At 55.2% G+C, this 14,329-nt stretch carries 13 protein-coding genes; 4 read left to right on the top strand and 9 right to left on the bottom strand.

Translation table 11 applies throughout. The features are described 5' to 3' along the window. Positions 1–612: 612 nt before the first annotated feature. Positions 613–1,818: a GTPase HflX gene (gene hflX / locus Q4E40_RS10050; RefSeq protein ID WP_303411906.1), complete on the bottom strand. Its 1,206-nt coding sequence runs from the start codon at positions 1,816–1,818 to the stop codon at positions 613–615. 211 nt (positions 1,819–2,029) lie between these two features. Here hflX and rfbC point away from each other — a divergent pair, with 211 nt between their 5' ends. Beyond that, on the top strand, positions 2,030–2,572 hold the full coding sequence (gene rfbC / locus Q4E40_RS10045; RefSeq protein WP_303411905.1) for a dTDP-4-dehydrorhamnose 3,5-epimerase: 543 nt from the start codon (positions 2,030–2,032) through the stop codon (positions 2,570–2,572). Positions 2,573–2,797: 225 nt separating this feature from the next. On the opposite strand, the gene Q4E40_RS10040 is transcribed toward rfbC, so the two are convergent. Beyond that, the gene (locus tag Q4E40_RS10040) at positions 2,798–4,084 is read right to left on the bottom strand and encodes a UDP-N-acetylmuramoyl-tripeptide--D-alanyl-D-alanine ligase (protein WP_303411904.1); all 1,287 of its coding nucleotides are present in this window, start codon (positions 4,082–4,084) and stop codon (positions 2,798–2,800) included. Positions 4,085–4,208: 124 nt separating this feature from the next. Between Q4E40_RS10040 and Q4E40_RS10035 the strand changes: the two genes are divergently transcribed. Together Q4E40_RS10035 and Q4E40_RS10030 are read left to right on the top strand one after the other, a co-directional pair. Then, positions 4,209–6,440, top strand: coding sequence for a T9SS type A sorting domain-containing protein (locus Q4E40_RS10035; protein WP_303411902.1), 2,232 nt, complete (start codon positions 4,209–4,211; stop codon positions 6,438–6,440). Beyond that, the gene (locus Q4E40_RS10030; protein WP_303411900.1) at positions 6,440–6,817 is read left to right on the top strand and encodes a hypothetical protein; all 378 of its coding nucleotides are present in this window, start codon (positions 6,440–6,442) and stop codon (positions 6,815–6,817) included. The genes Q4E40_RS10035 and Q4E40_RS10030 overlap by 1 nt, the downstream gene beginning before the upstream one ends. Here the strand turns inward: Q4E40_RS10030 and Q4E40_RS10025 are convergent. The 3 genes from Q4E40_RS10025 to Q4E40_RS10015 form a co-directional block, all read right to left on the bottom strand. After that, complete coding sequence (locus Q4E40_RS10025) at positions 6,809–7,585, bottom strand: amidohydrolase (protein ID WP_303411899.1); 777 nt, start codon at positions 7,583–7,585, stop codon at positions 6,809–6,811. The genes Q4E40_RS10030 and Q4E40_RS10025 overlap by 9 nt on opposite strands. Positions 7,586–8,090: 505 nt before the next feature. Further along, positions 8,091–9,239 carry a pyridoxal phosphate-dependent aminotransferase gene (locus tag Q4E40_RS10020; protein WP_303411896.1) on the bottom strand — a complete coding sequence of 383 codons (1,149 nt, stop codon included), beginning with the start codon at positions 9,237–9,239 and terminating at the stop codon, positions 8,091–8,093. A 60-nt stretch (positions 9,240–9,299) separates the two neighbouring features. Beyond that, on the bottom strand, positions 9,300–9,884 hold the full coding sequence (locus Q4E40_RS10015; RefSeq protein ID WP_303411894.1) for a uracil-DNA glycosylase family protein: 585 nt from the start codon (positions 9,882–9,884) through the stop codon (positions 9,300–9,302). 64 nt (positions 9,885–9,948) lie between these two features. Between Q4E40_RS10015 and Q4E40_RS10010 the strand changes: the two genes are divergently transcribed. Continuing rightward, positions 9,949–10,536, top strand: coding sequence for a hypothetical protein (locus Q4E40_RS10010; protein WP_303411893.1), 588 nt, complete (start codon positions 9,949–9,951; stop codon positions 10,534–10,536). 14 nt (positions 10,537–10,550) lie between these two features. On the opposite strand, the gene Q4E40_RS10005 is transcribed toward Q4E40_RS10010, so the two are convergent. From Q4E40_RS10005 to Q4E40_RS09990, 4 genes are all read right to left on the bottom strand, one after another. Further along, positions 10,551–10,994: an acyltransferase gene (locus tag Q4E40_RS10005; protein WP_303411891.1), complete on the bottom strand. Its 444-nt coding sequence runs from the start codon at positions 10,992–10,994 to the stop codon at positions 10,551–10,553. Between the two features lie 238 nt (positions 10,995–11,232). After that, on the bottom strand, positions 11,233–12,063 hold the full coding sequence (locus Q4E40_RS10000; RefSeq protein ID WP_303411890.1) for a hypothetical protein: 831 nt from the start codon (positions 12,061–12,063) through the stop codon (positions 11,233–11,235). A gap of 157 nt (positions 12,064–12,220) precedes the next feature. After that, positions 12,221–12,628, bottom strand: coding sequence for a response regulator (locus Q4E40_RS09995; RefSeq protein ID WP_303411889.1), 408 nt, complete (start codon positions 12,626–12,628; stop codon positions 12,221–12,223). Between the two features lie 62 nt (positions 12,629–12,690). Beyond that, complete coding sequence (locus Q4E40_RS09990; protein ID WP_303411887.1) at positions 12,691–14,292, bottom strand: PAS domain-containing protein; 1,602 nt, start codon at positions 14,290–14,292, stop codon at positions 12,691–12,693. Between the last annotated feature and the right edge of the window lie 37 nt (positions 14,293–14,329).

Below are 14,329 nucleotides of genomic sequence, written 5' to 3'. Positions count from 1 at the left end.
TGCACCAGCGCTAATGGGGCGAGCATCCGCGCTCGTGACGGCTATGATGGGGCCTCTGGCCCATGTATAGGTATAACTGGCGGTATGGCTATACCTATACCTGCCGTAGCTACTGACTAGCTACACCTTAAACTAATTGGTTTCATAGCTTCGCCTGTGCGGCGGGCACTTACTTTTTGTCTTGACACAAAAAGTAGGCAAAAAAGTCAAGATTCCCCAAACTCGCTGAACGCTCGAACAGTGGAGCGCCGAAAAGTGCACCTGGCTTGAGGGATCTGTTGCATAGCTTCCGGGGCAAGTTAGTCTTGCTATACCTGCCCGTGGTCTATACCTACCAGTGGTCTTTTGCTACAACGCTTATACATGTTGAGTGGCAATAGCAGAAAGTCCCCCTTTGAAGGGGGCAGGGGGATGTTAATCGTGCTCGAGAATCCTGAAAATCTTTAAATTTGGGGTAGGGGCCTTATATAAAGATTCAGACAACCACTCCTGCGTAGCAGCCAAGATGCCCGCAGGTCTGATAGACACTGCGAGGGCTGGCCGTTGCTGCTATCACAAAAAAGGAACAGCCTTTACCAGACTGTTCCCTTTTCCAATGTTTCCAGGTATAACCTACACGTTGTTCGGATACCGCTCGTAGTGGATTTCCGCTACACGGCGCTGCAGTTCGGCACGCAGCTCGTCGATGTTGATGCGGTTGGTTGCTGAAATAAACAGGGCTGGGGCGTGTACCTTGGCCATGTAAGTGGCTTTAAGGTCTTCGATGGAAGGGCGCACTTGGTGGCCCTCTTCATCATTTCCGCCTTCTTCTTTTAGTTCCTGTTCCCGTTGCTCCAGGTATTGGTCTATCTTGTTGAACACCAGTAACACAGGTTTGTCAGCGGAGTTGATGTCGAGCAGGGTGTTGTTTACCACCGCTATCTGGTCCTCAAACGAAGGGTGCGACACGTCTACCACGTGCACCAGCAGGTCGGCTTCACGGATCTCGTCGAGCGTGGACTTAAAGGCCTCGATCAACTTGGTAGGCAGCTTGCGGATGAACCCTACCGTGTCGGAGAGCAGAAACGGAATGTTGTCAAACACTACCTTGCGCACCGTGGCGTCTACAGTCGCGAATAGTTTGTTTTCGGCAAACACGTCGGACTTGGAGAGCAGGTTCATGAGCGTGGACTTGCCCACGTTGGTATACCCGACCAGTGCCACACGCACCATGCCGGCACGCGACTTGCGCTGCTCAAAGTTCTGCTTTTCGAACTTCTCCAGTCGGTCGCGCAGCAATGAGATTTTGTCGCGCACGATACGACGGTCGGTCTCGATCTCGGTTTCACCCGGACCCTTCATACCGATACCACCCTTCTGCTTGGAAAGGTGCGTCCAGAGGTTGGTCAGGCGGGGCAGCAGGTATTGGTATTGCGCCAATTCTACCTGCGTGTGTGCCTGTGCCGTCTTGGCCCGGAGTGCGAAGATGTCGAGGATCAGTAAGCTTCTATCCACGATCTTCACCTGCAGTTCGCGCTCAATGTTGCGCACCTGCGAAGGGCTCAGGTCATCGTCGAAGATCACCATGTCAACTTTATGCTCCGTCACGTAAGCCTTGATCTCGTCCAGTTTGCCGCTGCCCACAAAGGTGCGGGTGTCGGGCTTGTCGAGTTTCTGTATGAAGCGTTTCAAGGTGACGGCGCCGGCTGTTTCGGTCAGGAAAGCCAGTTCGTCGAGGTATTCGTTGGTTTGTTCGTCGGTTTGCTTGTAGGCAGGCACCGCTACCAGCACGGCAGTTTCCTGCGGCTTGGCGGTTTCGAAGTATTTTTGTTTACCCATTGTCAGATGTTAAGCGTAGCGGTTTGTCAGCCTTTTTTCGGCGTGCATCCTTGTACGTAATTAGTCACGGCCCTGGTTAGCTGGTGGCAGGGATAGCGTTGCAAGAGCAGGCAGGACGGGTGCAAGTTAGCTGAAAAATTTCAGAAGAAAGGGGAAAAAGCCTAACTTGCAGCCCTTCTAAAAAAGCCACAGTACTTCCACTAAACCAGCCATGGAGCATAAGACCTATCACATTGAAGGCCTGATCGAATTTATACCGCGGGTGTTCCGCGACGAGCGCGGCTGGTTCATGGAAACCTACAATGCCAGCATGTTTGCCCCCTTCGGTATCAACCCGGTTTTTGTGCAGGACAACGAGTCGGTATCGAAGCAAGGTGTGCTGCGCGGCCTGCATTTCCAGAAGCCGCCTTATGCGCAGGGCAAGCTGGTGCGGGTTGCTTCGGGCCGTGCGCTGGATGTGGCGCTCGACCTCCGCAAAAACTCCCCAACCTACGGACAGCACGCCAGCTGCATACTCGATGCCGAGCAGCACAACATGCTTTACATTCCGGAAGGCTTTGCGCACGGATTTATAGCACTGGAGGACAACACGAGTTTTCTCTACAAATGCACCAATCTCTACCATCACCCCTCAGAGGGCGGTATCCTCTGGAACGACCCGGCCCTGGGTATAGACTGGGGTATAGCCGAGCCCCTGGTATCGCCGAAGGACGAAGTGCTGCCGCTGCTAAAGGATTTTGATTCGCCGTTTTGAGTGCCTGGACAAAGGAATTTTAGACAGAGGACAAAAGAATTTAAATAGAGATCAATCGTCTGAAACTTAGATTAACGACGCCCCAAACCTCAAAATGACCAAGGCCCGCGACTGCAGTCAGTCGCGGGCCTTGGTCATTTTGAGGTATACAGATCATTCAAATATTGGAGCGAAGCACATCAGCGCATTCCACATCATCTTCACATCTCTAAATTTTCAAATCTGCTACAACACCTCCACCAGCGTCTCTAGTCCCATACCCCGTGAGCCCTTCACCAGCACATAGCTTTCTGAAACCGGATTGGCCTCCAGCCAACTTTGCAGCTCAGCCTTGGTAGCGAAGTAATGGAAGCGGTTGTCCGTTTCAGCAGCGTGTTTCATCTCCGGCCCGCAAAGCAGTACGGTGTCGAAGTTTTGCTCCGCGATGATCTCACCGATGGCTTTGTGTTCCGCGGCGCTTTCAGAGCCCATTTCCAGCATATCACCCACGATGACCACCTTGCGCGGGGCGTTCATGCCACCAAAATTGCGGATGGCCGCCGCCATGGAAGTTGGGTTGGCGTTGTAGGCGTCGAGGATGAGGGTGTTGGAGCCTTTCTGCATCACCTGCGAGCGGTTGTTTACCGGGCTGTAGTTGGCGATGGCGGCGTTGGCTTTCTCCAGCGGTACACCGAAGTACTTGCCAATGCAGGCCGCAGCGGCCATGTTCTCGTAGTTGTAGCTACCGACCAGTTGAGTGTTCACTACGTGGCCTTCTTCGTCTTTGTAGACCACGTAAGGCGAGGCCTCCAGCAACTCGCTGTGGTAGAAATCGCCTTGGGCCGGGTAGGTCATTTTGCTTTCGATGCGACGGCTCATGCGTAGCAGGTGCTCGTTGCCGGTGTTCACGAACACGGTACCGCCATGCTCCAGCAAGTGCACATACAGTTCGCTCTTGCCGCGGGCCACGCCCTCCAAGCTGCCAAAGCCCTCGAGGTGCGCCTTGCCGATGTTGGTGATCATGCCGTGCGTAGGCATCGCGATGCTGCTAAGCAAAGCAATCTCCCCGATGTGGTTGGCGCCCATCTCGATGATCGCCATTTCGTGCTCCGGCTTGAGGCGCAGCAACGTGAGCGGCACCCCGATGTGGTTGTTGAGGTTGCCTTGGGTATAGAGCGTGTTGAACTGCTGGCTCAGCACCGCATAGATCAACTCTTTGGTCGTGGTTTTGCCATTGCTGCCCGTAATGCCGATCACAGGTATACTGAGCTGCCTGCGGTGATGGCGGGCCAGGTCCTGCAGCGCCTGCAGCGTGTCTTCTACCACCAACACATTATCAGCAGCCAGGGCAGGATCGTCCACTACGGCGTATTTGGCACCCTTGTCCAGGGCGCCCTGCGCAAACTTGGCTCCCTTGAAGTTTGGTCCGTTCAGGGCAAAGAACAGGCTCTGGTCCTGCGGGGCGCGGGAGTCGGTGCTGACGTGGCGGCACTCCAGGTATTTTTGGTAAAGAAAGTCGATGCTGTTCGGCATGAAATGCGTATTTTTAGTCTGAAAATTGGCGCAGCTGCCCGTGGTAAGGTATAGCAGGCTGCCGCCATGGCAATATACATCCAAAACGGCAAAAGCAACAGCCCGATTGCCTAACAAACTGTCTATGCGCTACCTGTTGACCTTCCTCCTTTTTCTGTTACTTATTGATGTGTCTGCGCAGGAGCCTTTGCAGTTCCAGCAACGGACGGATGTGCCTGTAACGGTTGGCGGAACTGAACTGCGCAACCCCTGGGGCGGCGGACTCAACACCCCGCAGTTCTCCACCATCGACCTGAACAAAGACGGCCGCGGCGACCTTTTCATCTTCGACCGCATGCTGCGCAAGGTCTATACCTACCTGGCCGTGCAGGAAGGAGGCCAGTGGCGTTACCAGTACGCGCCTGAGTACGAGGTCCTTTTTCCGGCCGAACTGGAGAACTGGGTGCTGCTGCGCGACTACAACTGCGATGGCCTGAAAGATATCTTCACCAGCACGCCGCTTGGTATACGGGTATACCAGCAGGAGGCGAGCAGCAACAAATACCCCACCTTTGCACTGACAGAAGACGCCCTCTTTTACCGGAGTCGCAACGGCATGAACAGCATCAATATGCAGATGAACATAGGCGACATACCTGCCATTGTGGACATGGACGGCGACGGCGATTTGGATATCCTGCTCTCTGAGTTTTCGGGTGGCTATACCTTGGAGTATTATCAGAATATGCAGGCAGAGGAAGGCAAGCCCTGTGGTACGCTGGAATTTGCGCTCGGCTCCGACTGGTGGGGGCAAATCACAGAGTGCCATGGCTGCAACAATTTTGGCTTCGGCATCCAGTGCCGGATGGCGGGTCCCCTGCACTCGGGCCACGACGGCTCCGCGCTGCTGGCCATCGACTTAAACGGCGACGGCGACAAAGACCTGCTGATGGGTAGTGTGGAGTGCGAAAGCCTGGTGAAGATGGATAACGTGGGCACCAAAACGCAGGCCCGGATGGAAAGCTTCGAGACGGCTTTCCCGGCAGGTAGCCGGGCTGCCAGTTTCAAGCGTTTCCCGGCGGCTTATTACGAGGACGTGACGTTTGATGGTATACCTGATCTGCTCGTGGCACCAAACAGTAACGAGAACGCAGGTGACCTGGAGCTGCAGCGCTCGTCATGGCTCTACCAGAACAAAGGCACTGCCAGCCAGCCCAACTTCAACTTTACGCAGGATAACTTTCTACAGGTGCAGATGATCGATCTGGGTGAAAATGCCTACCCAGCCTTTGCCGACATTGACGGCGACGGCCTGCTCGATCTGCTGGTCGGCAACGGACGGGCAAACCGCAACGGCCGCTTTGTGGCAACACTGAGCCTATACCGCAACACCGGCACCCTGGCCGAGCCTGCTTTCACGTTCGTTACTGACGATTACCTGGCCCTGTCTAGCCAGAACATGCTTTCGCTGAAACCGTCTTTCTTTGACATTAATCAGGATGGCGTCTTGGATCTTGTCCTGACTTACAAGGCGCAGTCCGGCACCGACCATGGCGCGGCAGGCACCACGCACATGGGCTACTATGTAAATAATGCGAAAGCCGGCCAGCCTGCTGCCTTCAACACGGCGCGGTTGTTTCACCTCCATACCCTGGCCAATGGCGATACGCCCCACCTGTTTCGGGTAGATGGGCAGCGCGTGGACATGCTGGTTGGCAAAGCCGGTGGCACGCTGGACTACTACCGCTCTTCCGGAAATGAATTCGTGTTGGAGAAGCAAAGCATCGGCGGTATTAAGTTTGACTTCTTCCGCCGCAACCTGGCGCCAGTGGTAGTGGACATAGAGGGTAACGCCAAGCTCGACCTGCTCACCACAGACGACAGCGGCGCCCTGCGCATTTACCCTGATTTTCTGGACAAGCTGGATGGCGACTTCACCGAAACAACTGAGGTACTGGAAAACGAACTGACAGGAAAGGCGCAAACCACTCGTTTTGGGCGCGGACTTGGCTTGGCGGTGGCTGAGCTGGGAGGACCCTATAAGATCTACCTGGCCATCGGCACGCAGGGAGGCGGCCTATACATGTTGCAGCAAACAGGCGGCAACTACGGCAACCCGAATGACAAAACAGGCGCACTGGAGCTCAAGGTATACCCGAACCCCGTGGCAGGTAAGCATGAGCCTGTGCTGGTACAGGCCGGTGAGGCCGTGTCGCTGGTGCTACACGATATGATCGGGCGCAAGGTATACGATGGAGTCGAAAGCTTCAACCGCCGCCATGCCTTGCGTGTGGACCATCTGAAGGCGGGCGTATACCTGCTGCGCGCCACTTCCCGCGACGGCCGCCACGAAACCCGCAGACTGGTCGTACACTGATGCAAGCCTTTCTGTTCGTAGACCTCTCGGAGGAAACCGCTTTCGACAAGCCCATCCTCAAAATGGTGCGGGAGCACGTTCCGGCTATACCTGTCTTTGACGTGGATGCAAACTCTGATGCCACCTTGCAGCAGTACGCCGTGCGCCTGCTGCAGGAAAATCCGGAGACGGTGGTGTGTGTGAAGAGTGGTGCAGGAGACCTGAGCCGATTGATGCCGCTGCTCGATGAATTGCTTTTGCCGCACGCGCAGCGGCGCATGCTGCTTATTGGTCAGCAGTCGCGTTTGCTGCGCATGTTGCAGGCCCGGCCAGGTATAGCCTATACCTTACTGGCTGACGAAGAGGCGCTGCGCCAGTTCCTGACAGGATCAATTTAGCGTAAAATCATCGGCATCGAGGTGCGCCGGGAAAGCCTCCCGAAAATCTGTCAATTCCTGTTTACTCAAAGTGATGGTGTGTATACCTTCCGCCTCGGTTGTCTCGAGCAGCTTATGTCCCTTGGGGTGGATGATGGCCGAGTCGCCGGAATAGGGGTGCCCGTTGCCGTCGGTTCCGACCCGGTTCACGCCCACTACATAGCTCAGGTTTTCGATGGCGCGGGCCTGCAGGAGCGTGCTCCAGGCATTCGCCCGGGGCTTCGGCCAGTTGGCGACGTATAGCAGCAGATCATATTGGCTATTCGTGTTGCGGCTCCAAACCGGGAAACGCAAATCGTAGCACACCAGCGGGCAGATGTTCCAGCCCTTCAATTCTATCAGCAGCTTTTCTTTGCCCGGGGTATAGCTATGGTGCTCCTTGGCCATCCGGAACAAGTGACGCTTGTCGTAATGCTCGTACGAGCCGTCGGGGCGCACCCAGTAGAGTCTGTTGTAATAGTTGTCCCCTTCTTTCACCATCACGCTACCGGTCAGCACGGCGCTATACCTGGCCGCTTCCTCCTGCATCCACTGCAGGGTGGGACCTTCCGCATCTTCTGCCAATCCGGCCGCGTCCATGCTAAAACCGGTCGTGAACATCTCAGGCAGCACGATCAGGTCAGTAGCAGGTGCTACTGTTGCAAGCTTTTCTGAGAACATGTTTCGATTAGCGGGGGCGTCCTGCCAGTGCAGCGCGGTTTGGATGATGGTGATGCGGAGGTCTTGCATAAGGTGATAGGTATAAGGAATAACGTTTTACGGTTGTACTGACATTTTATCCCAAGCTAACCCTTTTGTCATTCTGAAAGAATCTTGGGTAAAAGTTAGATAAGCTCTTGCTTCGAATCTTCTACTGTTGCTTCGCTTAACTTGTATTGTTCTATAGCTTGGCCTGTCCGGCCGGGACCTACTTTTTGTCTTGACACAAAAAGTAGGCAAAAAAGTCAAGACCCTCCAAACTCGCTGAACGCTCGAACAGTGGAGTGTCGTTTTGTGCACATGGCTAAAGTGATTTGTTTCATAGCTCAAGGGGCAAGTTACTATTGCTATACCTGCCAGTGGTAGCGTTGTAAGAGGCTTGTACCTATGTCTGCCTACCTCCATTAGCTGAATGCTCTTGATCGAGGCCCGTTCGTCCCAACAGCAGAGAGTGGCTTCGTACACTTTGGTGAAGTTGGTTTTTACAGAAATAGATTTAAAACCATCAACCATCGACTATCAACAATTTACCCAATCAAAGCTTCACCAACCGATCCGCCGCTTGCCTCAGCGTCTCCTCACTTTTGGCAAAGCAGAAGCGCAGGTAGCGGTGGTCGGTTTTGTTGTGGTAGAAGGCCGAAACTGGGACAGAGGCCACGCCGATTTCTTGGGTCAGGCGCTTGGCAAAGTCCAGGTCATGCTCTTGAGAGATGGCATCGTACTTCAGCAACTGGAAATAGGTGCCTGCCGAAGGTATGAGCTCGAACCGTGACGGCTTCACCAGCTCACAGAACAGGTCGCGCTTGGCCTGGTAAAAGTCGGGGAGGGAGCGGTAGTGCTCCTCGTTGTCCATGTAGTCGGCAATGGCCAGCTGCAGAGGCGTGACAGTGCTGAAGGTGATGAACTGGTGCATTTTGCGCAGCTCTGCCGTGAGCGCAGGTGGCGCTACCACATAGCCAATCTTCCAGCCGGTGGTGTGGTAGGTTTTCCCGAAAGACGAGATCACAAAGGCCCGCTGCCGCAGCGACTCCACCTGCAGGGCGCTCACGTGCTCCTTTCCGTCAAAGACCATGTGCTCGTATACCTCGTCGCTCAATATCAGGATATCAGTGCCGTCTGTCAGGTTGGCCAACTTCTCCAGGTCTTTGCGCGGAATCACGGCGCCGGTTGGGTTGTGTGGCGTGTTGATGATGATCAGGCGGGTGCGGCTTGAGATGTTCTTTTTCAACAAGTCCCAGTCGATGCTGAAATCAGGTATAGCCAGGGGCACGTAAATGGGGATGCCGCCTGCCAGGCGGATGGCAGGTGCGTAGCTGTCGTAGCAGGGCTCCAGCACCACTACTTCGTCGCCGGGCTTTACCACCGCCGTGATGGCGGCAAACAGCGCCTCCGTGGCGCCGGACGTGACCGTTACTTCCTGGTCCGGGTCCGGACGGTAGCCGTATACCTTCTCCGTCTTCTCGCTGATCTTGTGGCGCAAAGCCGGCATGCCGGGCATGGGGGCGTACTGGTTGTAGCCTTCCTGCATATACCTGGTCACCAGCGCGATCAGCTCCTCGGGGCAGTTAAAATCCGGAAAGCCCTGCGACAGGTTAATGGCACCGTGCTCGTTGGCCAGCGCCGACATCACAGCGAAAATACTGGTGCCGACATCAGGTAGTTTGCTGCTTGGGTAGTTGATCATAAGGAGGGTTTTGTACCGATGAACGAAGATAGAAGTTAAAGGGAATATTCCAAGTAAAAATTAGCCGAGGGCCTGCGCCACGAGCTGCTGCAGCACAGGTATAGCCTCCTGCTCAAACCAGGGGTTGCGTCGCAGCCAGAACTGGTTGCGCGGCGAAGGATGGGGCAGGGGCATGTACGCAGGCAGATAATCGACCCAATTAGTTACGGTTTCGGTTAAGGAAGGTCTGGCTCTCTCACCCAGAAAGTAGTCCTGCGCATATTTGCCTACCAGCAAAGTGAGCTGAATGTTGGGGAGCAGCGGCAAAAGTTGCTGGTGCCAGTGGCGGGCGCACTCGGGGCGGGGCGGCAGGTCGCCGCTTTTGCCCTTGCCGGGGTAGCAGAAGCCCATCGGGATGATGGCCACCTGTTGCTCGTCATAAAACACCTCGGGGGCTATACCCATCCACTGCCGGAGGCGCTTGCCGCTCTGGTCGTCCCAGGGGATGCCGCTGGCGTGCACCCGGGTGCCGGGCGCCTGCCCCACGATCAGCAGACGTGCAGTGGGAGCCGCCCGCAGCACAGGCCGGGGGCCATGCGGCAGGTGTTCGGCACAGAGGCGGCAGGCGCGTACCTGCTCAAGTAAAATGTCTAGGGAAGCGGTCATAACTGGATGCAAAGGTAGAGCGAACTGCTAACAAAATGCGCTTTATCCTGTATAATCAGGTTGTATGCAGCATTTTATACGTTTTGTACTTCTTCTGTTTTTGTGCTGTCAGCTTATACCTTCGGGGTGGGCGCAGTCGCCTCCTGCTTATAAAAACGCCTTTACCGTAAAATTCTTCGGCTTGTCGATGCACCTGCGCCAAACGTCTTACCCGGAGCTGTTCAAAAACAGGCTCGACCGGAAAGGTATAGCTGTGCTCAATTTTGGAGGTATAGTAGGCTACGAACGCTTTGTGGTGCGCGACGTCATAAGTGTGCGGGTAGAGCAGGGGCTGTACTCCGACTGCGCCTCATCGCTGGCAGGCTTCACGCACCTGGGTTGGCGCGGGCAGATTTTCAGGACAGGGCGGCACTCACTCAACGGTGGGTTCGGCCCCACCCTGGTCTACCGCCGCGATTGGAACAGACTGCAAGGCTACGAAGACGATGGCTACTTTAATCGCAGCGGTGACTGGCAGTACAAGTTTTACTGGTACGGCGGTGAGTTCGAGTATAATTATCACCTAAAAGGGCAATATGACTTGTCGCTTAACCTGGTCCCCGGCATACCAGAACTGGTGTCGTTCGGTGCCGGGTTCAGGAAGCGTTTCTAAATGGCGCAGCACCTTTACCAGCCGCGCTCATCCCAGTCTTCTTCGCGTCGGCTCTGCTGCCGGTGGCGCTGCTCGCGTAGGGGGGGAAGCTGCTCCTGCTGCTGCCACCTGTCACGGGCATGTTGATTTTCAGCCTCATTGTGCTGGCCGCCATCACGCCAGTTACGGTGCTCATCTCTTCTGTAAGGCGTGTGGTGGTCATCTGAAAAACCGTGCAGGTGCCGGTTTATGTTCTCATGTTGCCGGTGCTCGCTTTGCCGCTGTCGGTATTCGTGCCGCTCCTGCTCGTGCCGCATGCGCATTTCTTCTTCGTGGTGCCTTCTCTCCCGATCGTGCATAAAAGGCGTGGGTTCTTCCCAACGGCTACGAAAGTTCTGCTGCTCCCTTTCGTGGCTTGAGTGCGGACGGCCTGGGCGTCCGTGCCGCTCATGATGTCTTCTTTCTTCCTCGTGATGCATATCTTTTTACTTTTAAATTTCTAAGATGTCTTAAAATGAAGTGCTGGTGCCGCAGGTGGCTTCGCTCAAAAGGGCTACCGTCAGGTATGGCGCAGCACCGAGTTTTATGTACGGGCACAGGAGCCTGATGTTTATCAGGGTATAGATCCAGCACGAAAAAAGGCAGCCCGCCGATGCCGGTGAGCTGCCTCTATTACTAATCTACTACCAAAGTAACCTAATCTGTCTGCTATACGCATTAGCGGCGGTTGCGTTGGTTTCTGCCAGCATCTTTGTAATAATTATCGCTACCGGAGTCGGTTTCATCGGCCCAGCGCGGTCCGCCTTCGTAGCCGCGGTCAAAGTTGCGGTCGCGGAACGACTCCCCGCTGTAGCGCTGGCGGGTACTCAACTGCTCGGCACGGCGCTCGGGGTCGTATCTGTTGTGTGGCTCGTAGTCGGGGTTGTCAGACTGCATGATGTCGTCCCAGGTGTCGCGCACGCGCTTAAAGAAGCCACGCTTGTCCTGGTGCTCCGGCTCCACGTCCGGAGAGTAGCGGCCTTCGCTGTACCAGTTGTGCGAGCCGCTGCCGTAACGGTAGTCGTCTTCCTTGTAACGGCTGCGGCTGCCCGGCCCCTCGCGCCACAGGCTGTCCTGCGAGGTTGGGGGCTCGTTGTAATTGCCCGGCTGCGCCCCGCCGCCCCTCTGCTGTTGGTAAGGTTGCTGGCTGCTGCTTCCCGGGCCTCTGTAGCCATGGTTCAGGTATTGGCTCTCGTTGCGGTAAGGGCTTTCGCTGCGGTTGCCATAGTGGCCCGTCTGGTATGTGCCCCGGTCGCTCTGGTAAGGGGCTGGTCTGTTGCCTGTGTAATGATGTCCGCTTTCCGCATGCCGGTTACGGTCCTGCGCGCCGCGTGGGCTGGGTCCGGTGTGGAAGTAGTTGCCCTCATCCCATTTCTTTTGACGTTCACCCTGTCCTCTGTAGCTGTAGCGCTGCGGGTGCTCCTGTTCTCTGTCTTTGTTGTATAGCTCACGGCCGATGCGCTGGTTGTAATCGCCCGGTTTGTCGTGGTGCTCTGCGTCGTTTCTCATAGTTTTATTTGTTTAATAATAGATGCCTTTATCTTGTGCCATTTAACGGTGGCGTTATTTTTTACGGTTTACGGGGGCTATTGTTGGCACGGGCCCTGGTATAAAAAAAGAGGCGCCCCTTGTGAGGGCGCCTCTTGAACTATAAAATTGGAACCTATTAAAAATAGGTCTCCATGATCTCGCGCACATCGGCCTCGGCCAGGGGCTTGGAGTAGTGCCTGCGTACCTCCGGGTATTTCTTAAGTCGCTCCAGGTCATAAAAGCTGGCCGACGAGGTGAGCATGAGCATCACAGTGCGTAGCTTTTTGTCCTCTTCAAAGCGCTGGTACTCATCCAGAAACTCAAAGCCATCCATCACTGACATTTTGATGTCAACAAAAATAAGGTCTGGCTTCGGATAGTTCTCCTCGCCGTTGAAGGCTTTGTTCAGGTAGTCGAGGGCTTCTTCACCATTGGTCACCACCCTGATGTCGGTTGCCGCCTCCATACGGGAGAGCAGGCGCTGGTTCAGGTAATTGGTTGTATCGTCGTCGTCTATCAGCAGGATAGTCTTTACAGATTTCATAATTGGTATTTTGAGTTCTTTTACAAATTATGGCCTTTTTTGTTTTAAACAAAGTTAAAAAATTAAGGTCCGGATTCTCCTCTGGCCAGTGCCTCGGCTCTCAGCCTGGCTTTTACCAGGCTCGTTACCTCTATTGCCGATATCATAATGCCCTCCACCCTGGAGGTGCTGTCGAACAATGGCTGGTACTTAAAGTTCAAATAAGCGTCGCGCGGGTTGCCGTTGAAGTCGTGGTCAATCTGTGTGCGGAACTCGTTGATGTACACGGTACGCCCTTTGGTGTATACCTCGTGCAGCAGCTCAAAGAAACCCATCGGTTCAAGCTCCGGCCAGATCTCACGGGCGGTGCGGCCAATGTAGCTGCGGTTGCCATAGAGCTTGTATACGCCGGGCGTTACATATTGGCACACATGCTTCGGGCCATGCAGCAGGCACAGGTGCACAGGTGCAAGGCGCAGCATGCTCTCCAGCTTGTCATCGTCACGCTCATCTGCCGTATTCTTCTGATCATCTATATCCGTGTAGGTGCCGATCCAGAGCGTGATGTTTCCGTTAGCGTCGCGCATGGGCAGACCGCGCTCCAGAAACCAGCGGTACCTGCCATCCAGGTGGTGGCGTATGCGGTACTCTATCTCAAAGGTGTTGCCTGAGGCCACTGCATCATGCCAGTTGGTGAGCACCATGGCCGAGTCATCCGGGTGAACGGTGCCTATCCAGCCGTCCGTCTGACCGCGGCGCATACCGGTATAGCTATACCAGTTGTCGTTGAAGAAGAGTACCTTGCCTTTTGGCGAGGCTGTCCAGGCCATGTGCGGGAGTACTTCCAGCAGGTGGTGGAAGCGGGCGTCACTTTCCCGGAGCGCCTCCTGCGTATCATGGTTCTGGGTGATGTCGATAATGGAGCCGATGGTGCGGATGGGTTCACCTTCGGGAGTGTACGTTGTGTAGCCCTGGTCCAGGATATAGGCATAACTGCCATCTGCTTTCCTGAAACGGTACTCGCCCGTCCAGGTGCTTTCTTTGTTGGCCAACGCCTGTTGAATGCTGCGTTGCACCTCCTCAAAATCATCCGGGTGCACCCGCGAGTCCCAGGATTCGCCACCTCTGCTCATTTCCTCAGGCTTGTAGCCAAATACTTCCTGAAGGCCCTCTCCCCACGTCATGCGATCGGTTGCAATGTCATATTCCCAGGCTACTGCCTTGGTTGCGTTGCTGATCAGGTGCAGTTGTTCCTGATGCTGCTGATGCAGGCGCTCGACCAGGATCTTGTCGGTTACGTCGATCACCTCGTGAATGAGGTACTGCACTTCCTTTGCGTCGTTCAGCACAGGTACAGTGGTCGCACTCCAGTAGCGCTCCTCGTAACCAGCGCCTAACTGGATGTCGTAGCGGAGCCTGGGATTGTGAAAAGGCTCTTTGTGTACCAGGGCATGCTGCAGGCATTCCATCACAGCTACCCGGGATTCAGGTTGGTTGGGGTTGTTCGGAAACAGATCAAACAGGGAGTGCCCTAAGATCTGCTCGCGTGTCAGGTGTAGCCCTTTCAGCAATATATCGGTGATTTCAACGATGACAAGATCCGGGGTCAGGACAGCATATAGCCTTGGCAGGGCCCTGAAGATGGGCTCCAGCATAGGCAGTGATGTCGTTGATGGGTGGCGCACAGTGATGGAATTTGATTTAAGTTCGGTTTTCGCAGCG

The organism is Pontibacter coccineus, from assembly GCF_030546575.1.
Lineage (GTDB): Bacteria > Bacteroidota > Bacteroidia > Cytophagales > Hymenobacteraceae > Pontibacter > Pontibacter coccineus.
This window is presented reverse-complemented; position numbering and strand designations above follow the sequence as displayed.